The organism is Bradyrhizobium sp. I71 (assembly GCF_022354745.1).
Taxonomy (GTDB): domain Bacteria; phylum Pseudomonadota; class Alphaproteobacteria; order Rhizobiales; family Xanthobacteraceae; genus Bradyrhizobium; species Bradyrhizobium liaoningense.
Genome location: NZ_CP059398.1, coordinates 6,781,712 through 6,804,638, shown reverse-complemented (window position 1 = coordinate 6,804,638; position 22,927 = coordinate 6,781,712). Strand labels below are relative to the sequence as shown.

The window sequence follows — 22,927 nt, the reverse complement described above, 5'->3', positions numbered from 1 at the left end:
TTACTCCTTCAGGGCGGCCTGGAGCGTGGCGTCCGCTGCACTGGGCACGACCGGCTTCGCGCGCGGCAGCACCAGCGTCAGCAAGCGCAACAACTTGATCGCCTGGACTTCGTGGGGATGGACGTCCTCATCTGCGGCAGCAACGCGCTCCGACAGCTCCATCAAATGGGACGAGAGCGGCAGATTCGAAACCGGCCGCAGCGTGTCGATCACGACGTTGGCAAAATCCGGCTCCTCGAGCCGTTCGGCGAGTTCATCGAACATCGCATAGAGCCGTTCGTCCGAAATGTGCGGCGCCAGCTTGCGGTCCCTGATGAAACGGATCACCTCGTCGCGCTCGACCGGCGAGACGCGCCGGTCGGCAACCGCAACCAGCGCGCCCACGATCACCAACGCGACCGCCGCCTGCTCGTTCAGGCTCGACGGCTCCGTGATCTCGATTTCCATCGGATTTGAAGTTCTGGCGTCAGACATCGTAGCTCCCTTAACTTGCGAAATGGCCGCACGGAGCTGCGATCGGGACGAATAGTCGGAGAGAACGAACAAAGGCCCGACGATCGGCCGATCCATCGCATTCGCGCGGGACAGGTCATCCGACATCACGAGGTTTGCCGACATGGTCGGCGTCCTCGCCAGAGGGGCCCGGATTCTTGTTCTGCTCAGAGATAAAGGTGGCTCTGTCGGAATCAAGGCAATATGACTGCGACCAGCCGCCGCATCGGTTCCATAGCGATGAAACCGCGTCCGCGGCGCGTTGCAACGCTCTTCGCGTTGTGGCGCAGCGCCGGGATCCGGAAGGCGATACGCTCCGCCTATCGCGCAAGCGGCGGCGACATCGCAACCGTGTCACGATTGATTGCTACATATATCTTGGGAATGAGCGTCTGCTCTGCCATAGCGCTCGCGCAAGCTTCGGCAGCGAAAATGTCGTCCTTGAATCCGATGAGCGCGGAGAAGCGCATGAATCGCACCACATCCTGCACCGGCTGCGGCCATGCGCTCGTCCCGATGCTGACGGCCAAAGGCCGCGTGGAACCGAGCTGTCTCTGGTGCGAAGGCCTCGACGCCCGCGCGCTGGACATGGCGAAGTGGGCGGATAGCCCGTTCGGCAAGCCCGAGCGGGGCGTCCGTCAGTCGTTCGAATGAACGGCTTGAGACACTGAGCCGCCGGACATTTGCCTGTTGTCGCCGCGAGCTGCCCGGCTGCATGCCCTCGCAGGACATGCCGACAAATTAGACAAGATGCGTCGCTCCACCGAACTTGCGGACCTCCGTGGAAAGGTCAGGCAGGTCGGCGAACCCGTTGTCTAACCTCTGGTGCAATCTCGCTTTTCTTACGCGGCGCGTGCGGGCGGAGAGCCTGCGCGCGCACTGCGCGGCGACTGGCCCAAAATTCGCAAGACAGCATCTGGCCCAATTCCCTGCCCGCCCACGAATAGAGAGCGGAAAGTTGCGTGCGCCCAGCTCCGGGATGGACGGCCCCAGATCGGAGAATGCCATGAACGTGCATGCTGCCGGAGATCTCAAATTCACCGGTCTCACCCATCCGAACGGCGCGCGGCTGCGTCTCAACGACCAGGACTTCGTGGCGATCGATCGCGACCGGGATGCGAAATTCGAGGCGACGTACCGGCCGCAGGCCCTCTACAACCGCGCCAACGAAGGCTTTCACGCCAACAACGAGACCTTCCTGCTGCACGAGGTCGCGACCAATCTGCCGATCTACCGGCCCGACACCGGCCCCACCGATTTCCACCTTCATCTTCCGCCGGGCGGCTTTCAGCTCGTGCTGGTCACCTCGGGCGCGTTCACCTTCGACTATGATGGGCGCTTCTACAATGTCGGCCCCGGCGCGGTGATGCTGCAAAGCGCGATCGTCCATCGCCAGCTCTTTTACACCTGGTCGGGACTGTCGACCGAAGAGAACCTGAAGACGCCGCAGACCGTGGTGCCCGACCCGATCTCGATGGGCTATTCGGGCAAGTTCCTCGAAGCCTTCATCACCGATCCGACGACGTTTCCGAACCCGACCATCGTCGGTCCGGACCAGATCAACGAGGCCGAGACGCCGCGCGTGGCCTGGAGCCACCCTCTGCACGACCGGCCGGCCGATGCCGGCTTCTGGCTTCAGGATCCCCTGGCGCTGGACGCGCTGTTCAGGCCGCTCACCGATGGCTCGGTCAAATCGACCATGCCGGTCCACGTGCGCGATATCGGCATCGAGATTCCGAGCGGCCATCTCGTCGCTGGCCACATCATCGCAACCGACCCACGCGGTCAGTCGCTGCTGCCGAAGAGCACGTCGATCGCCGCCGACGCGAGCTGTTTCGCCAAGGGCGAGGTCGTGATCTATCGCGTCATTCGCGGCACGGCCGAATTCAAGAGAAAGACCGGCGAGAGCTTCGAACTGTCGGTCGGCGATGTGGTGACGGCGGGCAGGGATTCCATCAGCCTCACGGCTGTCGGCGAAAACACCCAGGTGCTGCGGCTCGGCCTGCTCAAGGGCATGAACGAGCTGCGCAGCTGGACGCCGACGCAGCGTGACGAGATCGACGGCCTCGCCGGTCAGATCATCACCCACAAGGACGTCCGTCCCCTGCGCACCGAAGGCAAGCCGGTCGGGTATCTCTACGGCTGAGCGGCCGAGCTTACTCCGCCGCCTGACGCACGTGGCGCGCGGTCGGCGTGCGCATCGTGACGAGCTCTTCGGCCGCGGTCGGATGCAGCGCGATGGTCGCGTCGAAATCCGCCTTGGTCGCCTTCATCTTCACCGCGATCGCGACAGCTTGCGTGATCTCGGCGGCGGCATCGCCGACGATGTGGCAGCCGAGCACGCGATCTGTTGAGCCGTCGACCACGAGCTTCATCAGCATGCGGGTGTCGCGGCCCGACATCGTCGCCTTGATGGGGCGGAACGTCGTCTTGTAGATGTCGACGTGGCCGAACTGCGCGCGCGCCTCGGTTTCCGTCAGACCGACCGTGCCGACCTCCGGCTGCGAGAACACGGCGGTCGGGATGTTGGCGTGATCGACCCTGACCTCGCGCTTGCCGAACACGGTGTCGGCGAAGGCATGGCCCTCGCGGATCGCGACCGGCGTCAGGTTGAAGCGGTGGGTGACGTCGCCGATCGCATAGATGCTGTCGACCGAGCTCCTGGAGAAATGGTCGACGGCGATGCCGCCATTGTTCGGGTTGATGGCGACGCCGGCCTTCTCCAGCCCGAGATTGGCGACGTTGGGATGGCGGCCGATGGCGAACATCACCTGGTCGGAGCCGATGCTCGATCCGTTCGACAGATGGGTGGTGAAGCTCTCGCCGTGGCGATCGACCTTGGTCACCGTGCAGCCGGTGAGAATGGTGATGCCCTGCTTCTCCATCTCGCTACGGACATGGGTCCGGACATCCTCGTCAAAACCGCGAAGGATGTTGTCGCCGCGATAGATCACGGTGACGTCGGAGCCGAAGCCGGCGAAGATGCCGGCGAATTCCAGCGCGATGTAGCCGCCGCCCTGGATCACGATCCGCTTCGGCAGCCGCGCAAGGTGAAACGCCTCGTTGGAGGAGATCACGTGCTCGATGCCGGGAATCGCGGCGCCGTGGTTGGGCGCGCCGCCGGTGGCGATCAGGATGTATTTTGCGGTGATCTTCCTGTCGTTCTCGAGCAGGCGGACGGTGTGCTTGTCCTCGATCACCGCGCGGCTCTTGACGATCTGCGCGCCCGACTTCTCGACATTCGTCGTATAGGCCGCCTCCAGCCGCGCGATCTCCTTGTCCTTGTTGGCGATCAGCGTCGGCCAGTCGAAGCTGGCGGGCGGAACGGTCCAGCCGAAACCCGCGGCGTCCTCGAGGTCCTGACGAAAATGCGAGCCGATCACGAACAGCTTCTTCGGCACGCAGCCGCGGATCACGCAGGTGCCGCCCATGCGGTACTCTTCCGCGATCATCACGCGGGCGCCGTGCCCGGCCGCGATGCGGGCGGCACGCACGCCGCCCGAACCACCACCGATGACGAAGAGGTCGACGTCGAATTCAGCCATGGTCCACTCCGACCTCTTTCAACAATCTCTGATCAAATAGGATCGATCAGATCTCCTTGCCACGCTTGCGCATCTCGGCACGGAAGGCGCCCATCACGGTCTCGGAGAAGTTCTGGGCCCAGGAGTTCATGAAGGCCATGCTCAGCCCGATGGCGCGCGGCTCGGCCTCGATCAGCTTCTTGCCAAGCGGCGACTTGTAGAAGGTGACGAGATCCTTCAGCTCCTGCTCGGTGAACTCGCTGGCATAGATCTGGGCCATGCCTTCGCCGATCTCGTTCTGGCGGCCGTTGAGCTGCTGGGCCACGATCGGGGCAACCTCGTTGAGGTCCTTCTGGTAGTTGAGGTTCTGCTGGATCAGCGCGATCTTGGTCTTCTCGACGACGCCGGGCACGGCGCCCTGATACATCGCCGTGGCGTTCTTGATCTGCAGGATCTCCTTGGCCGCTGCGATCGCCGCCGGCGAGGATTTCGGCTGAGCCGGTGCCGCGGCGGCCTTGGGGGCCGGCGCCGGCTGCTGCGCCATGGCCGGGGCGGCCGACAGGGCCAGTCCCACAGCGAGAGTCGCGGCCGGCAAGAATTTCAACACGTTCTTCATTCCAGATCTCCTTTCGGCTTGCGCCGTTCAATTACGCGAATTCCTTCGCCGCCCGCCAGTACGGCCGAGCTGGCCAAGCCGATGAACAAACCATGCTCGACCACCCCGGGGATGGCGCTCAACGCCTTGGCGAGACCGGGGGGATTCACAATACGTCCGAGCTGGGCATCGACGATCCAGTGGCCACCATCGGTGACGAAAACGTGGCCGCCCTTGTCCTTGCGGACCGCCATTTGCCCGGAAACGCCGCATTCGGCAAATGCCTTTTCGATCGCGCGGCGCGTTGCTCCGAGCCCGAACGGGATAACCTCGACCGGCAGCGGAAACTTGCCGAGCGTCGGCACCCATTTGGTGTCGTCCGCAATCACGATCATGCGATCCGAGGCGGCGGCCACAATCTTCTCGCGCAGCAGCGCACCGCCGCCGCCCTTGATCAGATTGAGCTCGGGATCGATCTCGTCGGCGCCGTCGACGGTGATGTCGAGATGGTCGATCTCATCCAAGGTCGTGAGCGGCACGCCGCAACGTTCCGCATCAGCGCGCGTGGCTTCGGAGGTCGGCACGCCGATCACCTTGAGCCCGGCGGCGACGCGCTCACCGAGCAGCTCGACGAAATGTTTGGCGGTCGAGCCGGTGCCGAGCCCGAGCTGCATGCCGTCGCGCACCTCCTCGAGGGCGCGCGCAGCAGCCTGCCGCTTCAACTGGTCCATATTCACGTGTGCGCCTGCCCTGGATTCGGAGGATGAGCCGCCGATCGCGGCCGCTTTCGGCGGCCTATGTAGCCTCGTTTTCCTCGCGGGAACAGGCCTATAAGGTGATCTTATGGGCCCGCCCCTTGCGTGGATGCGACCGGGCCGGTAGCGCTTGGACCATGACCTCCCCTCACACCATCGTCTTCGATCTCGACGGCACGCTTGTGGATACGGCGCCCGACCTGATCACCGCGCTGAACTACGTGCTCGACCGCGAAGGCCTGCCGCCCGTGCCGATAGCCTCCGCCCGCAACATGATCGGCGCCGGCGCCCGCAAGCTGATCGAGCGGGGGCTGGAGGCCGAGGGCCGCACTGTCACCCCCAAAGACATGGACCGGATGACCGCAGATTTCATCGCCTATTACGCCGACCATATCGCGGTCGAATCCCGCCCCTTTGAGGGGCTCGAAGCCGCACTCGACCAGTTCGCGGCGCGAGGCCATCGCCTCGCGGTCTGCACCAACAAGCTGGAATGGCTGTCGAGGCGGCTGCTCGACCAGCTCGACCTCAGCCGCCGTTTCGCGGCGATCTGCGGGGCGGACACTTTTGGTGTCCAGAAGCCCGATCCGACCATTTTCCGCGAGACCGTGGCCCGGGCCGGCGGAGACGTGAAGGCCAGCATCATGGTCGGCGATGCCGGTACCGACGTCGGGGTCGCCCGGCGGGCCGGAGTGCCCGTGATCGGGGTCAGCTTCGGCTACACCGACGTGCCGATCGCCGAGTTGAAGCCGGACCGGCTGATCCATCACATGCGCGATCTGCCGGCGGCCGCGATCAGCCTGATGACGGCTTCACCCGTCGCAACCGGCTGATACAACTCGGTTATTCTCGCGACGCCCTGCGTTAACCATCAATTATCTATGCGCCACGCGCCAATTGCCTGCCCCAAACGACACTCCTAAGGTCGCCCCGGGGATGTGGCGGTTCGTCGCAATAGAAGTGGATGGTTCATGCGTCGTGTCATCGCGATTGCGCTAGCGGGAGCGAGCCTGGGTGGCTGTTCCTCGATGTCCTGGGACATGTTCAAATCAGCACCGCCGACCGTCCAGGTCAGGCTCGAATCCAATCCGCCCGGTGCTGACGCCACCACCTCACTCGGTCAGGGCTGCAAGACCCCCTGCTCGGTCTCAGTTCCCGCGCCCGATGCACCCTTCACGGTCGCTTTCGCCCTGCCCAAGTACCAGCCGGCGAGCGTCCCGGTGAATGTGGTCAAGAATCCTGGCGATTTCACCACACCCGCCTCCGTCACCACCGATCCGAATCCGGTGTTTGCGGAACTCCAGACGGCGGTCCCGCCGAAACCGGTCCGCAAGCCGCACCGGACGAAAAAGCCCAAACCAGCCGCGCCCGCCGCAGCACCGGCCGATGCGGCACCCGTAGCGGCCTCGCCGTTCCCCGATCCGAATGCGGACAAGCGCTGATCTGCCTCTACCACCCGATTGTCCTAGCCGCGTCCGATGCTTAGATTGCTTTCTCAGCACCGCTGAAGCAAAGGTGCGCCCGTCGCCGTAAGTGACAAGGCATTTGGTATGAACGGACTTTCTGCGAGCCCCCGTGCCGCGCTGTCGGGCGCGATGACCGATCCGTTCGGGCGGACCATCAGCTATCTGCGCGTCTCGGTCACCGACCGCTGCGATCTGCGCTGTTTCTACTGCATGTCGGAAGACATGACGTTCCTGCCCAAGGCCGACCTCCTGACGCTGGAGGAACTCGACCGGCTCTGCACGGCCTTCATCGCCAAGGGCGTGAAGAAGCTGCGGCTCACCGGCGGCGAGCCGCTGGTCCGCCGCAACGTGATGACGCTGGTGCGCTCGCTGTCGCGGCATCTTTCGACCGGCGCATTGAACGAGCTGACGCTGACCACCAACGGCACCCAGCTTGCAAAGCACGCGCGCGAGCTCGCCGATTGCGGCGTCCGCCGCATCAACGTCTCCCTCGACACGCTCGACCCCAGGAAGTTTCGCGAGATCACCCGCTGGGGCGAGATCGACAAGGTGCTCGAGGGGATCGAGGCCGCGCGCGCCGCAGGCCTTGCGGTGAAGATCAACGCCGTCGCCCTGAAGAACCTCAACGAGGACGAGCTGCCGGAACTGATGCGCTGGGCCCACGGCAAGGGCATGGGCCTGACGCTGATCGAGGTCATGCCGATGGGCGAGATCGGATCGGGTCGGATCGACCAGTATCTGCCCCTGTCGCTGGTGCGCGCCCGCCTCGCCCAGCAATTCACGCTGACGGATCTGCCCGAGAGCACCGGCGGTCCGGCCCGCTATGTCAGCGTCGCCGAGACCGGCGGCAAGCTCGGTTTCATCACGCCGATGACCCATAATTTCTGCGAATCCTGCAACCGGGTGCGCATCACCTGCACGGGGACGCTGCACACCTGCCTCGGCCACGAGGACGCCTCCGATCTGCGCAAACCTCTGCGTGCATCGAGCGATGACCTGCTGCTTGCGGATGCGATCGACCGCGCCATCGGGCTGAAGCCCAAGGGGCACGATTTCATCATCGATCGCCGCCACGACCGCCCCAGCGTGTCCAGGCACATGAGCGTCACCGGCGGCTGACACCGTCGGATTACGGGCCTTATTCCCCTTAACTACCAACAAACTTCCAATTGACTGCCGGCACGCCCGCTGGTTTGGTGCCTGCTGCCTCAAGCCGTTGCGGCGAGACAAGCCGCGCGCCGCGTCGGCGTAATCAAGACGGCTGGGGTGAAATCGGGGGAGGACCTATCGTTGCAAGCGCTCCTTAAGCTGAGCCAAGGGATCGACGCGTTCACACGCTGGACGGGCAAGCGCCTCGCGTGGTTGATCGTGCTCGCCGTGATCATCTCGGCGGTCAATGCAATCATCCGCAAGACGTTCGATACGTCCTCGAATTCATGGCTCGAGCTGCAATGGGTGCTGTTCAGCATCGTCTTCCTGCTCTGCGCGCCCTGGACGCTGCTCGACAACGAACACATCCGCATCGACATCGTGAGCAACGCGCTGCCCAAGAAGGCTCGCAGCGTGATCGACCTGGTCGGTCACGTTTTCTTCCTCTTTCCGATTTGCATCGTCATGATCATTACCGGAGTGCCGTTCTTCCAGCGCTCCTTCCACATCAACGAGCAATCCGGCAACGCCGGCGGCCTGCCGCAATGGCCCGCCAAAGCCCTGATCATGATCGCGTTCGCTTTCCTGCTCGTGCAAGGCATCTCCGAGCTGATCAAGCGCATTGCGGTGATGCGCGGATTGATACCGGACCCGCATGAATCGCAAGTATCGGCGCTGGAGGCGGAAGTCGAGCATCTCGTCGAAGCGATCGAGAAGAAGTAGCCGTTGGCGACGGTGTAGGGGAAATCATGACCGCATTCATCATCGCCAATATGGCGCCCATCATGTTCGCGTCGCTGGTCGTCGTGCTGCTGCTCGGCTATCCCGCGGCATTCTCGCTCGGCGCCGTCGGCCTGTTCTACGCCGTGGTCGGCGTCGAGCTCGGCCAGTTTCACCCCGACTTCCTCCAGGCCCTCCCCGAGCGCGTCTACGGCGTGATGAACAACGACACGCTGCTCGCCATCCCGTTCTTCACCTTCATGGGGCTGGTGCTGGAGCGGTCGGGCATGGCCGAGGACCTGCTCGACACCATCGGCCAGTTGTTCGGCACCATCCGCGGCGGCCTCGCCTATGCCGTGATCTTCGTCGGCGCCCTGCTCGCCGCGACGACGGGCGTGGTGGCAGCTTCCGTGATCTCGATGGGTCTGATCTCGCTGCCGATCATGCTGCGCTATGGCTATGATCGCCGCGTGGCATCGGGCGTCATCGCCGCGTCCGGCACGCTCGCGCAGATCATTCCGCCCTCGCTCGTCCTGATCGTGATGGCCGACCAGCTCGGCAAGTCGGTCGGCGACATGTACGAGGGCGCCTTCATCCCCGGCCTCGTGCTCGCGGGTCTCTACGCCCTCTACGCCTTCCTCGTCAGCGTGATCTTCCCGGCGGCAGCACCCGGCCTGCCGAAGGACGCCATCGGTTTCCGCGAAGACAATGGCGACCGCGGCCTGGTCTCGCTCGGCATGCTGTTCCTCGCGAGCTGCGTGTTCGGATGGTTCATGATGCGCAATTCCGAGACGCATGGCGCCGATTACGTCGTGCTCAGCATGTTCTACGGCATCGTCTTCGCGTTCGCCGTCGCCGTGGTGAACTGGGCGATCGACAAGCTGACCGGCTTCCGCTTCCTCTCGAAAATGGCGCAGCAGACAACTTTCGTCATGGTGCCGCCGCTGTTCCTGATCTTCCTGGTGCTGGGCACCATCTTCATCGGCATCGCGACCCCGACCGAAGGCGGCGCGATGGGTGCCGCCGGCGCCCTCCTCCTCGGCGCCGCGAAGCGGCGGTTGAGCTGGGACCTGATCCGGCAAGCCACGGAATCGACCGCCAAGCTGTCGGCTTTCGTCGTGTTCATCCTGGTCGGCGCCCGCATCTTTTCGCTCACTTTCTATGGCGTCAACGGACACGTCTGGGTCGAGCACCTGCTCACCTCCCTGCCCGGCGGCCAGATCGGCTTCCTGATCTTCGTCAACGCGCTTGTTTTCGTGCTGGCCTTCTTCCTCGACTTCTTCGAGCTGGCCTTCATCGTGATCCCGCTGCTCGGACCTGCCGCCGAGCACCTCGGCATCGACCTGATCTGGTTCGGCGTCATTCTCGGCGTCAACATGCAGACCTCGTTCATGCATCCGCCGTTCGGTTTCGCGCTGTTCTATCTGCGATCGGTCGCGCCGAAGGAGCGATACACCGATCGCCTCACCGGCAAACGGATGGACCCTGTCACCACCGGCCAGATCTATTGGGGCGCGGTCCCATTCGTCGTCATCCAGATCATCATGGTCGGACTGGTGATCGCATTCCCCGCGATGGTGATGCACTACAAGGGCGTCCAGTCGAACATCGACCCCAGCACGATCAAGATCGAGGTGCCGCAAATCGAGCTGCCGCCGCTGGATCTCGGCCCGCCGCAGAAGTAGCAAAGGATGGCGGGACGCCTCTTCCCCTCCCCTGGAGGATGATCACGCCGCCTTCTCCGCCGGCCGAAACCGCAGCGTGAACTCCGCGCCGGCGCCGGGGAGGTTTGCCACCGCAACCGTGGCCGCGTGATCGTCCGCCACCGCGCGCACGATCGAGAGTCCCAGTCCCGCGCCGTCGCTGCGCCGGCGGTCGGCGCGCCAGAAGCGCTGGAAGATCAGCTCGCGCTCGGCTTCCGCGATGCCCGGGCCGCAATCGCGCACGCGCACCGAACCGTCGTCGCGCACCTCGACCTCGACGCAGGTGTCCTTCGCGGTGAACTTGATGGCGTTTTCGGCGAGGTTGAAGATCGCACGCTGCAGCATCTCCGAATTGCCGCGGATCATGACCGGTGCGTCGGTCCCCTTCAGAGCGATGTCCTTGTGCTGCGCGATCGCGAACGGGGCGATCGAACCGACCACCTCGGCGCAGACCGCGCGCAAATCCGCGGTCTCCCCGGGATCGAGCACCAATGTGTCGAGCTCGGCGATCTCCAGCAACTGGGCGACGAGGCGGCTCATGGCCTCGATGTCGGCAAGCAGCGCCTGCCGTGCGGCGCGGTCGTCGAGCGTCTCGATCCGGGTGCGCAGGATCGCGAGCGGCGTGCGCAGCTGATGGGCGGCATCCGCCGTGAACTGCCGCTGCACGCGAAAGCCGCCCTCGAGGCGATCGAGCGCCTGGTTCACGGCTGTGACCAGCGGCATGATCTCGCGCGGGATCTGCGCCGTCGGCAGGCGGATATCGGTACGCGCCGGGCCGATATTGCTGGCCTCCTCCGAGGCCCTCCACAGCGGCGCAATCGCGCGGCGGAAGATGATGATGTCGGTGGCGAGCAGGACCAGGAGGATCGGGATGGTGATCCACCCCACCCGCCGGAAGAAGTTCGAGACGATGTCGTCGATGATGACGTCGCGGTGCGCGAGGTCCTCGGCAACCTGGATGCGGACCGTCTTGCCGGCAATATCGCGGGTGACGCCTGCGCCGGAGATCGTCTCGGAGAAGCGCGATGCGGCCGCAGCGGCTGAGCGACGGTGCGAGGAGAACAGCAGCCGCCCGTCAGCGTCGCGAATGTCGAACTGGTAGCGGCCGTAAGCGTCCGAATAGAGGCCCTTCAGGCTGTCGGGCAGGTTGAAGCTCAACGTGCCGTCCGGCTGCGCGACGATACGCTCCGCCAGCACCTCGGCCTGCGCGCGCATGGCGTCTCGATGCAGCTGATCGATCTCGGAATTGAGCAGCCAGAACAGCACCAGCGGCAGGAAGATCGCGACCACCGCGACCGCGACGATGTGCAGGAACACGATGCGCGAGATCAGCGATCTGAACGTGAGCGATCTGGCATGGCCCCCGGCGGGCACGCTATTTCTCCTCGGTCATGAGATAGCCGACGCCCCGGATGGTGTGGATCACCACCCTGGCGCCGTGTTCAGCCAGCTGCTTGCGCAGCCGCGAGACGTAGACTTCCACCGCGTTGGAGGCGACCTCGCCTTCAAGCCCGAAGATGTGGTCCTCGACGTTTTTCTTCGGCACCACCCGCCCCTGCCGGCGCAACAGGATCTCAAGCACCGAGCTCTCGCGCGCGGAGATGATCCGCGGCTCGTCGTCGATGAAGATCTGGCGGCTCTCGGTGTCGTAGACGAGGTTGGCGAGGCTGAGCGAGCGGCCGAGCAACTGGCCGGGCCGGCGCAGGATGGCCTCCAGCCGCGCCACCAGCTCCTCCATCGCAAACGGCTTTGCGAGATAGTCGTCGGCGCCGCTGCGCAGGCCGGTCACGCGGTCCTGCAGGCCGCCGCGGGCCGTCAGCACCAGGACCGGCAGCGGCTCCATCTGCCGGCGCAGCTCGCGCAGCACCGACAGGCCGTCGTCGTCGGGCAGGCCGAGGTCGAGGATCATCGCGGCATAGTTGACGCAGCTCACCGCCTCGCGCGCCTCGGCCGCGCTGCCGACGATGTCGCTCTCATAGCCGGCCGCGGCCAGCCCGGCAGCAACGAGCCGCGACAGCTCAGCATTGTCCTCGACGATCAGAAGGCGCATCGATATTCCGGTGTCACCGCACGGCTCGCGCCGAAATCTTCGCCGCTCTTTTCCAGCATTCCGGACGGCCGGGCCAGCGAAAAAATGCGCGGTGAGCCGATCGCCCCGATGTCAGGCTCGTGTAAGCCGATCGGACTCGCGCTGACGAGGGCCTGGAACGGCGGGCCGGCATCCGGCGCTGGATCGAATACTCCCTGCTCGATCTAAGCGTCGCCTTCGACGCGCGCAAACGGATTGCCGTATACGGAATAGGCCAGCCAGGTCAGTTCCTTCCGGCTCTTGGCTGCCTCGCGAGCCGTTCGGACGGCTTCCACCAGCACGTTTCCGTCCTTGAGCGAGCGATAGAACGCCTCGGCAAAACTGTAGGCGAGCTTGTCGTCCACCGACCAGAGCGCCCCGACCAGCGCGCCCGCGCCGAGTTCGGAATACGGCCGCAGGAATGCATCGACAAAACCGGCGACACCTCCGCCGATACCGCGTCCCGAGCGCCCGGTCTGGCAGGCATTGATGAAAATGGTCGGTCTCGGTCCGCTTTCCGCGAACCGGGCAAAAGCCTTGACCTGATCCGCCGATAGCGAATCCTGCGCAAAGCTGCCGTCCACCGTGGACCCCGTCATCAACAGGTCGGCCGTCATGACCGCCCGCTGCGCCGCTTCGCCGTGGCAGGCAAAGTGCAGAACGTCGCACTCCCTTGCATTGTGCTGGAGGAAGCCCGTCACCGAGATGCTGTCGGCCGGGACCTCGCGGGGATTGCCGAACAGCTTGGCCAGCATCTCGCGTTCGGCGCCGGCGCCTTCGAGCTGCAGGGCGGGATCGAGATAGGCCGGGATCACGTAGTTGACGCGATCGCTGCGCATCGCAAGTTTCGGACCGGGCCATGGCGTGCTGTGCAGCCAGCGGACCAGCCCCCATTCGGCGAGGAATCCCTTGCCGGCCTGCCCGGACTTCCGATCATTGATGTAAAGCAGCTCCCAGGGAATGAACGGCTCCTCCGAGATGACCTGGATCGCACGGATCGCGTCGCGATGGGTCCACAACGCCTCGCGGACCTTGTCCGGCAACAACTCGTTCGCCATGACAATTCCGTTTGCCTGGAGGCGCGCCAGGAACTGGTCATACAACCGGTTGGTCGCGAGCCAGGACGTCTCGATGCCCTTGAAGATCTCCGCAACGTAGACGTCGCGCGAGAAGCCGCCGGGAAGAGTGCGCGATTCCGAAACTGCAATGTTGGGATCGACGCAGGCAAGGTCGAAGCGCAGCGTCACCTTGCCGCTCTCCACGATCTCGTAGATCCTCAACACCGCCGGCTCGTGCGGGCGTGCCGCCATGGCCAGTCCGACCTGGCTCCGGCGCAAGGTCTTGCTGTCTGCATCGACGAATACGGGAGCCAAGGTGAAGGACGCCAGAATGCGCGGACCCTGCCGCGCTTCGACGAGGATGTCCGCTGCGCCCTCTGCGGTACCTTCCACGACGAACCGCAGCGCCTCCGCCCGTCGTTCCCGCGGCGTGTCGATCTCTGCGCTGGATTCGCCGAGGACCCGGCAGTTTCTGCGCGCGATGACTTCAACGACGATGGCGCGGGACGCATCGATGTTGACCGGGGTATCCGAGGCGCTGGACGTTTGCGTTTCCGCAGCCTGGATCCTCTCGCGCGAAACCGTGACAAACAGCGGGACCGGCTTCCTGGGCGGCGGATGAGACTCGATCTCTGCCGCAAAATAGCACGCGGCGGTCCTTGGATCAGGAGAAGGTGCCAAGGGCGCCATCTCGGCAGCGACAGACGCCTGGCTCGGCACGGGCGATGCAGCCGCAGGAGCCGCACGTGTTGGCACTCGTCGCAGCGTCGTTGTGTCCGACATCGAGTCTACTTCGAGGCTCTCCAGATGGGGAGAGGGCAAGACGGCTCCCAGCGAGTGTTCACCGCGGGACGCCGCTCGCCGCGTCGCCCGGCGCGATACTGTCCGCTGCAGGTCAAATTGCTCGCCGAGGCGAGCTGCGCCGACACCCAGCCATTCACTCAACTTCAGCGGAACGACATCCGCCGCAAAGTAAGTGGTGTGAAAGACGTCGTCCGTATTGCCGAAGGCAAAGGTCGCGTCGCTGGCAAGGCGCGAGCCGCGGGTCCCGAACGAGGTCATCGACGAGGTATCCACCACCAGATCGTTGTCGAGCCGGAACAGGCGATTTGTCACGCGATCGGCAATGAACTCGGCGAACTCCCTCGTCACCCCCTTGCTGGGTTCGACCTGCGCGACGAAATTCGAAGTGATCGCATAATAGGTCGCGAGCTTGTCGAGAGGACCGGCCGCCCCGTTCAATTCCCTGACGAGGTCGCTCGTGGGCCGCATCGCGGCAAGTCCCGGCACCCTTTGCTCGTCGATGGCGACTTCCGAAAACGCCTGGACGAAGCGACCGACGGTCTTGATCCCCTGCGCCACGATGGGGCTCAACGCAGCCCCGCCCGCCAAGTATGAAACCGCACGGACGCCGGCCATGATCCCGTTGGTGTAGAGATCGATCATCGCCGCCCAGTTCTCGGGCTCGGCAAGATGCGTCCCGGCGTTCGTGCAGCCGACGAAGACGGCCTTGCCGAGCCGGATGTCCGGTCGTTGCTCCGCAAGCCGATTTTCCACCACGCGATAGACAAGTCCGCCACGGCTGTGGACGATCGCGTCGATCGACGACCTTTCCGGGATTCCCAGTTCCTGCAACGCCGCAACAAGAGCGTCCGCATTCTGGCCGGGCGTTGCGGTCAGGGTCTTGTGGTCGAAGCCGAGCACGGCGTCGTAGTGCTGGTTGGCTCTCGAAAGAAATGCCTTCCCGCTCTCGGAACCGGCAAGCTGCGCGAAGCCACCCGCGGTCGATGAGAACGTGCCGTGCACCATGAGCAGGATCTTGAGCGGGCGATCTTGCGGCAAGCGCGGCCGCTCCGATCGCGACGGGGTCCATGCTGCCGGATCGAGCCCGGTCATCATCACGATCCCCTCCTCCCGGTCTCCCTCGATATAGTCGGTCGCCGCATCGACGGCCGTTCTGGCGACGAACTTCAGCACATAGGCGCGGACCGGATCGATCAGCTTGTCGGAGACCCAGTCGAGAACCGGGCCACGCTTGCCGCGTGCCGTGGAGATTCCACGGGTGCCGCTGGTTTCCGCCGTCAGCGGGAACACCAGAACCTGTCTGCCGCCGCGTTGCCGCGATGGACGGGCAACCTGCTGCGGGTAGCTCCAGGCATAGACGCCGCCTGCCCCTTCGATCAGCACCATCGCCCGTTCGGACGGGCCGACCTCGACCTCGATCTGCGTCGGCGTCTGCGCGTCCCGTCGCAGGGCGCGCGTACCGGGGCGCGTCGGCGCCATCTCAACTTCGGCCGCGATCGTGAAGTCGGACGCCGACAACGCCCTCTTGAGGTCATCGGCGCCCCTCATCTGGCTGGCGGAGGCCCGGCGCAATCCCCGGCGGGAAGCGTTGTCCTGAACCAACCTGACCTCGACATCGTCGGGACTTTGAACCACGATCCCGTTTGCTATCTCGATTGCAGCCATGTCCTTCCCCCTGTGCAGATGCGTTCTTCGTTACGTCCTTCACATGTCGCGGGGCGCGTGCCCCCTCCGACAGCGCGAGGTCAAGGCTTGACAGTCGACTGCGACGCAGGCGCGGCCCAACCGAGCAGGTTGCCATCGAGCGCCGACGACTTCCGGATCAGCTTGTTGGATTCGATGTAGGCTTCCGCCGTCGAGGGCACGAGGTATCCGACCACGAAGCCGAGAATTCCGAAGGACGCGACGATGCCGGCGTACCACGACAACGGGATACTCGGCATTTCCAGACCAAAGGCCCTGGTAACCAATACGAAGCTGACGAGAAGGCTGAACATCAGCGACGCCATGACCACCGCATGGGCCGCGCCGTCCTTCAGTCTCGCCTCGTGATAATCCAGCCGATCCGCCCTCAGCCGCACGTCGAGAAGAATGCTCAGGACCAGCGTGTTGACCAGGAAGATCAGGGAGAACAGCGAGCTCGCCGCAAACGGATGATTCTTCGCCAGCCAGCCGTCAGCGATCGGAATCGTGCTGTAAGTCAACCATAGTATGAAGTTGCCCGCCAGATACGAGCACGCCCCGAAGACCACGTAAGAGCTCCAGGGCAACGCGTATAGCGAGGGGCGCGCGAAGTTCGTCGCGGCCTTCGGATAGATTGCAAAGAAGATCGAGATCGTCAGCGCTACCGCGTGCGCGAGGGACGAGAGGCCTCCGGCCAGCGAACCAACCGCAAACTTCTTCGGCAGATCGAGGAAGAACAGCGGCGCGACAGAGACCGCGAAGTCGAGGACGAAGATCGTCACCAGGGGTGCAAACGGCAGTGGCTGGGGCAGAACGGTCTGATACCCGAAGCTGGATATCAGCTCCGTCCGGGAATCGCGCCTGTCGACTACCGACAAGGTCGCCTCGGCCAGACGACGCTGGTATGCGACCCGCAAATCCTCACACTCTTCCGCAATGAAATCGGAGATCTCGAGCACCAGCTCCCGCGCGTCGACATCCGACACCATGATGTCTTCCGTCAGCAAGAGGGCCCGCGCCGACCGTCGCAGCATGCGCCGATACTGCCTCTCCAGCTCGTCAAAAGCGGCTTTCCGCGCGCGGAAGAACTTCTCGAAGCGCGGGTTGCCGCGCAGATCGACGAAACTGGTGTGAAGCGAAGCCACCTGCATGATCATGGCCGTCGCGCCGACGGCAAGCACTTCGTCATCCTGATTGAGCGCCTTCTCGATCAGCCTCGCGGGAACGCCATATCCTTCGAGCTCGCGCTGCAACTCCGGCTTTGCCCGCTCCGTCACCCGGATGGGCGAACGCGCGATGGCCACGATGACGGTCTCCACGGCCTGCGGGTAGCGCGCCAGCGTCTGCATCATGGTTCTCAGCAGTCCGATCACCCGAGATAGAATCGGCAGGTGCGGCGCCAGCACCATGAACGCGATCGTCGCCGGTACGGCAACGAGTAGGCCGGCGTCCCGTCCGGGATAGAGCTGATTGGTCAGCCAGCGGACTTGGATGACCATGAACACATAGAAGACCACGGCGATCGTGACGTAGGCGAGGACCGCGAAATAGTAGCGGTCGCGCATTACGGCATAGCGGATCTCCACGGTTTCGAAAGGAGCGTGAAAGTCGATCGCGCTGACGATGCAGATCGCGATCGCACCGAGGCCGAGAGCAACGACGGACGGGTCAAAGCCGTACATTGATGAACATCCGCTAGGGTCCAGCCCGGTCCACGAAGATTTCACCATCGAGGCCGCGCATGTAGAGAACCGGAGAAATCCATTCGGCGAAGTGGCGCGCCTTCAATTCGGCCCTCGTATGCGCCAGGGCGGCCTGAATCGAGACGTTGTCGGCGAGATAAGTGTAGAACGTATCGGCGAACGCGAGCCCCATGTTGTCGCTGATCTCGAACTGCATGGCGATCACCGCAGGGACGCCGCCCTGAATGAGCTCGGCAGCGGTGCTCGAGAACAGGGAACCGTCGGATTGCGCTCCGCTGCAGGAGTTCAGCACGACGAGGCTCGGCGTTTGGCCGGGCTGGGTGAGGAACACTCTCAACGTATCGGCGTACAGCCGAGTCCCGCTCGATCCGCCCTCTTCCTGCACCACGATGAAGCCCATCTGCCGATCCGGATCGTGTCCGCCGTGACCGATAAAGTGAAACAGATCCCACCGTTTGCCATCATCTCCCCTCAGGAAACGACGGTTGAGATCGCGCGCCTTTGCCGAAGGAATCCAGGACAGCTTCAGTCTCTTGCCGTCGTTCAGTTCGTTCAGCGCCCTCTTGATCGCGACCTGCTCGGCGTCGACCTCGATCTCATCCAGGGGGAATCCGTTCAGAACCTTGACCCTCGCCGCCATGCCCAACACCCGTATCGGCCTTGCCGCGCTCATCCGACGTTCTTCGCCATAGTCGTCGACGGCACGCGTGAACGGTGTGCTCTGGGAGGTCGTCACATAGAAGCGGTGCTTCTTGTCGTACATCGTTTCCCAGGGCACGTAGGCGAGCGCTGGATCGTTGACTCGCAAGCGGATCAGGAACGGCTCGTCGTCTCTTCGCGCTGCCTGGAAACATTCCTGATAGAGTTCGAGGATCTTTCGCTGAAAGATGAAGTCGAACAGTTGCGAACCGATTTCCTGGACAATTCGCTCGTCCGATCCCGAGGTCAGAGCTCCGGCAGCATCACGGATGGCGGGTCTTGCTTCATGGCCGTCATTTGCCGCGGCCGCATCCGGGTTTCGCGGGCGTAGCGCGGCCTCGGCGCTGCGCGCGGCAGGGCTCTGGAGAATCGCTTCCTGCAGCGGTCTCAGGTTCTGGCGAAAACTCGGCTTGAGCTTCTCGACCTCGATCTCGCGGCTCGACGAATTGTATTCCGCAACGATGCGGCAATGGTCTTCGCCACAATCTTCAATGGTCAGATTGAAAACGACCTTCGCCACGACGCAATCCTCAGCCGCGCACTGTCAGCGCAAAAGGCGCCTTGCAAGAAAGTCCCTGGCGGCCAGCAAGGCCCACACGGCATATGGAGGGCATCGCGCCGCGGTATTCCCGCGCTCCGCACCTGAGAAGCGGTGCAGGCCGCAACCCGAAATTTTGGCAGCCGGCTTTCTGCCGGCCCAGGACGCACACGCCGAGTTCGGGCGGGCTTTCGTCTTGGCCTGCGCGGCCCTTGTCGCAGCGGCGCACCGCACGGCATCGGTCGGCGCAATCAAGGAAAGCTCGCTAGCTTCCCGTAATTTCTAGCGAATTTCTCTCGACGTGACTGTGAACCGCTTCACACCTCTCGCTTTGGTGATCACTGTGAAGGACCGGCAGCGGCTCCATCTGCCGGCGCAGCACCGACAGGGCAGTTGTCATTGCATTCCCGATAACGGTGGCTGGGCTGCTCGGCGCGCCCACGAAAAAAGTGGGCCTGGACAAGATCAAGATCCCGGGCATCGAGTTGCCACCGCCACTCCATTTCGGCCAGCCGAAGAATTGACCCCGGAACATTCGCTTCTGCACGTGGTTGAATCCGGGCTGAGGATCAGCGCCTGGAGGAGCCGGATGCCTTACTTCCCTTCTGGCCAAGACCAAGACTTCCGCATCTGCAAGGTGCTTGCCGACGTCTTTTGCGCGATCTTGCTCGGCACCTTCTCCATCGTCTTTTTCGGCTGGCTCGGCGGCATTGTCGCCGTCGTGATCCTCGAAGCCGGCCTGCTCGGGCTCGATTGGCTCATGCCAAGCACGAAAGACGCGGCGGGCGTCGTTCGCTGACGGTTTTGCCCAATGCTTGGAAACCGGCCGGTAGCGGACCTCGACAAGAGCAAGCTCGGCCGCTGAAGCTAGCCTCGTCCGGTGAAGTGCGCCTGAAACGCCGCTCTGAGCTCATCCAGCTGGTCGTTCGTCGCCCCTGACCGTGCGTCGGCCCTGTTCGCAGGCACGTCCATGTATGCGATCGGCTGAGCGAACTGGCACGCCGTGAAGTCGTATCTCTTGCCTCCGATCCGGTTGTAGAAATGATCGCCGGCCGGAAGAGGCGTCTTCAGCAAGACACCACCGAAGAGTTCGTGAACGAGCAGCGACGTGACGTTGCATTGCCCTGCCGCCGGATTGCTCGTCGTCCATTGGCTGCTCGTCGATGACGACCATGCCTTGCGCAACGCGTCCTGGACTTGATCGGGGTCGAAGCTCAGTGGATTTTCTCGGGTGCGGCCCCGAGGCCGAATTCGGATTATGCGACAATGAGCTTCTACCACTGTTTTGCCCGACGCATCAAGCAGCTTCCGTATTTCCGCAAGCATTGGCGTTACGCCGCCAAGTCATTGATAACGCTCTCTCCGTCTACTGTGCATGGGGTTGTTTTCGATGTTTTTGTTCTGGACGACCTTCGAGCGCTGCAACGACAACGCCCCGGAGCCTTCGCTCCGGGGCGCTGCCTGCGACGGATAGCGCGATCAGCTCTGCGAGCGCCGCGCCATGAAGATGTCGTAGCCGACCTCGGCGACCTGGAACCATGAGTAGCCGTCGCTCGTGAACTTGGCGAGCGAGTCGTGCACCTTCTTGAAGTTGGGGTTGGTCGCGGCGACTTCGGCGTGCAGCTCCTTGGCGGCCTTGTAGCAGGCATCCATGATCGACGGCGAGAAAGCATGCAGCTTGGTGCCGCCCGCGAGCAGCTTCTTCAGCGCCAGCGGATTGGCATTGTCATAGCGTGCCATCATGTAGTTGTTGGCGTAGTGGCCGGCCTGCTCCAGCACGCTCTGGTAATATTTCGGCAGCGCGTTCCACTTGTCGAGGTTGACGAAGGCCATCAGCATCGGTCCGCCTTCCCACCAGCCGGGATAGTAGTAGTGCGGCGCGATCTTGTAGAAGCCGAGCTTCTCGTCGTCATAGGGGCCGACCCATTCGGCGGCATCGATGGTGCCCTTCTCCAGCGCGGGGTAGATGTCGCCGCCGGCGAGTTGCTGCGGCACGACGCCGAGCTTCTGGAGCACGCGGCCGGTGAAACCACCAATGCGGAATTTCATGCCCTTGAGATCGTCGGGCGTGTTGACCTCTTTCCTGAACCAGCCGCCCATCTGGCAGCCGGTGTTGCCCGCGAGCAGCGAGACGACGTTGTAGCTCTTGTAGAATTCGTTGAGCACGTCGCGGCCGCCGCCCAGCATGTACCAGGCCTGGTTGATGCGCATGTTGGGACCGAACGGCACGGCCGAGCCGAAGGTGAAGGTCGGGTCCTTGCCGAAATAATAGTAGGACGCCGTGTGGCCGATTTCGCAGGTGCCGTTCTGCACGGCGTCGAGCACCTGGAGGCCCGGCACGATCTCGCCGGCCGCGAAGATCTGGATCTGGAATTTGTTGTCGGTCGCCTCCGCGACCATCTTGCACATCATCTCGGCGCCGCCAAACAGCGTGTCGAGCGATTTCGGCCAGCTCGTCGGCATGCGCCATTTGATTTCCGGCATCGACTGCGCGATCGCGGGAGCCGCGAGCGTGGCGGCGCCGGCCGCACCAAGTCCTGTGACCTTGATGAAGTCTCTTCTCTTCATGATTTCCTGCCCTGATGTACCAGTGATTGTGGGCCTTCTTGTCGAGGCTTGCCGCCAGCATGACGCAAGCCACGGCCGAATGCCATCCCGATCGCACTGCGGCAAAGAAAAAGCCCGGCCTCGCGAGCGAGGCCGGGCGATTTGGTCCTGCGACTTGAGCCGCAGATCAGCCGCGCGTGCGCGAGCGGATCATGAAGCTGTCGTAGGTATATTCAGCGACCTGCCACCACAGATATTCGTCGGAGCGGTAGGCCTGCATTGCGTCGATCGACTTCTTGAAGTCGGCGTTCTTGGCCGAAATCTCGGCCCACAGCTCGTTGGTCGACTTGAGGCAGGCTTCCAGCACTTCGTTGGTGAACGGGCGAAGCTGGGTGCCGCCGGCGACCAGGCGCTTCAGCGCGGCCGGGTTCTGCATGTCGTAACGCGCAGCCATCCAGGTGTTGGCGTTGGCCGTCGCGTTGGTGAGGATCGCCTGGTAGCTCTTCGGCAGCGCATTGAACTTTTCCAGGTTGGCGAAGGCATGGACGGTCGGACCGCCTTCCCAGAAGCCAGGATAGTAGTAGTACTTGGCGACCTTGGCGAAGCCGAGCTTCTCGTCATCGTAGGGGCCGACCCATTCGGCCGCGTCGATGGTGCCCTTCTCCAGCGCCGGATAGATGTCGCCGCCGGCGAGCTGCTGCGGCACCACGCCGACCTTCTGGAGCACCTGGCCGGCGATGCCGCCGATGCGCATCTTGAGGCCGGACAGGTCGGCAACGGTCTTGATCTCCTTGCGGAACCAGCCGCCCATCTGGGTGCCGGTGTTGCCGCAGGGGAAGCCGATCACGTTCGACTTCTTGAAGAACTCGTTGGCGAGCTCGTTGCCGCCGCCCTGATAGAGCCAGGAATTCTGCTGGCGCGCATTGAGGCCGAACGGCACCGAGGCGAAGATCGCAAAGGTCGGGTCCTTGCCGACGTAGTAGTAGGAGACGGTGTGGCACATGTCGACAGTGCCATTCGAGGTCGCATCGAGCGCCTGGAGGCCGGGCACGATTTCGCCGGCGGCGAACACCTGGATCTGGAACTTGTTGTCAGTCATCTCGGCGACGTACTTCGCCACCTGCTCGGCGCCGCCATAGATGGTGTCGAGCGACTTCGGGAAGCTCGAAGTCAGGCGCCACTTCACCTCGGGCGAGGACTGCGCGATCGCCGGCGAGGCCACTGCGGTCGCCGCCGCGCCTGCTGCCGACACTTTCAGAAAATCACGACGCTTCATCTTCAGGTCTCTCCTTGCTGGGGCGTTTCCCCTTAACTTCTCTTGTGCCGCCGCTCATCCCGGCGACGCGTCGATGTCGCGTCGAACCGAAGGGGCTTGACTGCCGTGCGCCTTTAACACGGACCGCGCGGTTACGGAACGCGACAATGG

General features: G+C 63.8%; 20 protein-coding genes. 8 read left to right on the top strand and 12 right to left on the bottom strand.

Annotated elements, in window-relative coordinates; all coding sequences use genetic code 11:
• Nucleotides 1-474 (bottom strand): TerB family tellurite resistance protein, encoded by a 474-nt coding sequence (locus tag FJV43_RS32230; protein ID WP_131873294.1) that lies wholly within the window; start codon nucleotides 472-474, stop codon nucleotides 1-3.
• Nucleotides 475-696: 222 nt separating this feature from the next.
• On the opposite strand from FJV43_RS32230, the gene FJV43_RS32225 reads away from it, so the two are divergent.
• On the top strand, nucleotides 697-1,146 hold the full coding sequence (locus FJV43_RS32225) for a hypothetical protein (RefSeq protein WP_239623025.1): 450 nt from the start codon (nucleotides 697-699) through the stop codon (nucleotides 1,144-1,146).
• A 352-nt stretch (nucleotides 1,147-1,498) separates the two neighbouring features.
• Nucleotides 1,499-2,638: a glucuronate isomerase gene (locus FJV43_RS32220; RefSeq protein ID WP_239623024.1), complete on the top strand. Its 1,140-nt coding sequence runs from the start codon at nucleotides 1,499-1,501 to the stop codon at nucleotides 2,636-2,638.
• Between the two features lie 10 nt (nucleotides 2,639-2,648).
• On the opposite strand, the gene gor is transcribed toward FJV43_RS32220, so the two are convergent.
• Genes gor through rpiA form a run of 3 tightly spaced genes read right to left on the bottom strand, consistent with a single transcriptional unit; the run spans nucleotide 2,649 to nucleotide 5,348 of the window.
• Complete coding sequence (gor, locus tag FJV43_RS32215; protein ID WP_239623023.1) at nucleotides 2,649-4,037, bottom strand: glutathione-disulfide reductase; 1,389 nt, start codon at nucleotides 4,035-4,037, stop codon at nucleotides 2,649-2,651.
• A gap of 46 nt (nucleotides 4,038-4,083) precedes the next feature.
• Nucleotides 4,084-4,632, bottom strand: a complete 549-nt coding sequence (locus FJV43_RS32210) for a DUF2059 domain-containing protein (protein ID WP_239623022.1) — start codon at nucleotides 4,630-4,632, stop codon at nucleotides 4,084-4,086.
• The gene (gene rpiA, locus FJV43_RS32205; protein WP_194387931.1) at nucleotides 4,629-5,348 is read right to left on the bottom strand and encodes a ribose-5-phosphate isomerase RpiA; all 720 of its coding nucleotides are present in this window, start codon (nucleotides 5,346-5,348) and stop codon (nucleotides 4,629-4,631) included. Before rpiA ends, FJV43_RS32210 begins: the two co-directional genes overlap by 4 nt.
• Nucleotides 5,349-5,503: 155 nt before the next feature.
• Between rpiA and FJV43_RS32200 the strand changes: the two genes are divergently transcribed.
• From FJV43_RS32200 to FJV43_RS32180, 5 genes are all read left to right on the top strand, one after another.
• Complete coding sequence (locus FJV43_RS32200; protein ID WP_239623021.1) at nucleotides 5,504-6,196, top strand: HAD family hydrolase; 693 nt, start codon at nucleotides 5,504-5,506, stop codon at nucleotides 6,194-6,196.
• 138 nt (nucleotides 6,197-6,334) lie between these two features.
• Nucleotides 6,335-6,805 (top strand): hypothetical protein, encoded by a 471-nt coding sequence (locus tag FJV43_RS32195; RefSeq protein ID WP_239623020.1) that lies wholly within the window; start codon nucleotides 6,335-6,337, stop codon nucleotides 6,803-6,805.
• 108 nt (nucleotides 6,806-6,913) lie between these two features.
• Nucleotides 6,914-7,948: a GTP 3',8-cyclase MoaA gene (gene moaA / locus FJV43_RS32190; protein ID WP_028179687.1), complete on the top strand. Its 1,035-nt coding sequence runs from the start codon at nucleotides 6,914-6,916 to the stop codon at nucleotides 7,946-7,948.
• A 171-nt stretch (nucleotides 7,949-8,119) separates the two neighbouring features.
• On the top strand, nucleotides 8,120-8,701 hold the full coding sequence (locus tag FJV43_RS32185) for a TRAP transporter small permease subunit (RefSeq protein ID WP_239623019.1): 582 nt from the start codon (nucleotides 8,120-8,122) through the stop codon (nucleotides 8,699-8,701).
• Between the two features lie 26 nt (nucleotides 8,702-8,727).
• Nucleotides 8,728-10,383 carry a TRAP transporter large permease subunit gene (locus FJV43_RS32180; protein ID WP_239623018.1) on the top strand — a complete coding sequence of 552 codons (1,656 nt, stop codon included), beginning with the start codon at nucleotides 8,728-8,730 and terminating at the stop codon, nucleotides 10,381-10,383.
• 42 nt (nucleotides 10,384-10,425) lie between these two features.
• Here the strand turns inward: FJV43_RS32180 and FJV43_RS32175 are convergent, their stop codons facing one another.
• The 5 genes from FJV43_RS32175 to FJV43_RS32155 all read right to left on the bottom strand — a co-directional run bounded on the left by FJV43_RS32175 (nucleotide 10,426) and on the right by FJV43_RS32155 (nucleotide 18,936).
• Complete coding sequence (locus FJV43_RS32175) at nucleotides 10,426-11,775, bottom strand: ATP-binding protein (protein ID WP_239623017.1); 1,350 nt, start codon at nucleotides 11,773-11,775, stop codon at nucleotides 10,426-10,428.
• A gap of 1 nt (nucleotide 11,776) precedes the next feature.
• The gene (locus FJV43_RS32170) at nucleotides 11,777-12,451 is read right to left on the bottom strand and encodes a response regulator transcription factor (protein ID WP_239623016.1); all 675 of its coding nucleotides are present in this window, start codon (nucleotides 12,449-12,451) and stop codon (nucleotides 11,777-11,779) included.
• A gap of 203 nt (nucleotides 12,452-12,654) precedes the next feature.
• Nucleotides 12,655-15,996 (bottom strand): CHAT domain-containing protein, encoded by a 3,342-nt coding sequence (locus FJV43_RS32165; RefSeq protein ID WP_239623015.1) that lies wholly within the window; start codon nucleotides 15,994-15,996, stop codon nucleotides 12,655-12,657.
• An 80-nt stretch (nucleotides 15,997-16,076) separates the two neighbouring features.
• Nucleotides 16,077-17,696, bottom strand: coding sequence for a hypothetical protein (locus FJV43_RS32160; protein WP_239623014.1), 1,620 nt, complete (start codon nucleotides 17,694-17,696; stop codon nucleotides 16,077-16,079).
• Between the two features lie 13 nt (nucleotides 17,697-17,709).
• Entirely contained in the window at nucleotides 17,710-18,936 is a 1,227-nt protein-coding gene (locus FJV43_RS32155; protein ID WP_239623013.1) for a CHAT domain-containing protein, read from the bottom strand.
• A 325-nt stretch (nucleotides 18,937-19,261) separates the two neighbouring features.
• Between FJV43_RS32155 and FJV43_RS32150 the strand changes: the two genes are divergently transcribed.
• Nucleotides 19,262-19,753 carry a hypothetical protein gene (locus FJV43_RS32150; protein WP_239623012.1) on the top strand — a complete coding sequence of 164 codons (492 nt, stop codon included), beginning with the start codon at nucleotides 19,262-19,264 and terminating at the stop codon, nucleotides 19,751-19,753.
• 68 nt (nucleotides 19,754-19,821) lie between these two features.
• On the opposite strand, the gene FJV43_RS32145 is transcribed toward FJV43_RS32150, so the two are convergent.
• From FJV43_RS32145 to FJV43_RS32135, 3 genes are all read right to left on the bottom strand, one after another.
• Nucleotides 19,822-20,172 (bottom strand): hypothetical protein, encoded by a 351-nt coding sequence (locus FJV43_RS32145; protein ID WP_239629710.1) that lies wholly within the window; start codon nucleotides 20,170-20,172, stop codon nucleotides 19,822-19,824.
• A 261-nt stretch (nucleotides 20,173-20,433) separates the two neighbouring features.
• Nucleotides 20,434-21,522, bottom strand: a complete 1,089-nt coding sequence (locus FJV43_RS32140) for a TRAP transporter substrate-binding protein (protein WP_239623011.1) — start codon at nucleotides 21,520-21,522, stop codon at nucleotides 20,434-20,436.
• A 166-nt stretch (nucleotides 21,523-21,688) separates the two neighbouring features.
• Nucleotides 21,689-22,777 (bottom strand): TRAP transporter substrate-binding protein, encoded by a 1,089-nt coding sequence (locus FJV43_RS32135; protein ID WP_239623010.1) that lies wholly within the window; start codon nucleotides 22,775-22,777, stop codon nucleotides 21,689-21,691.
• Between the last annotated feature and the right edge of the window lie 150 nt (nucleotides 22,778-22,927).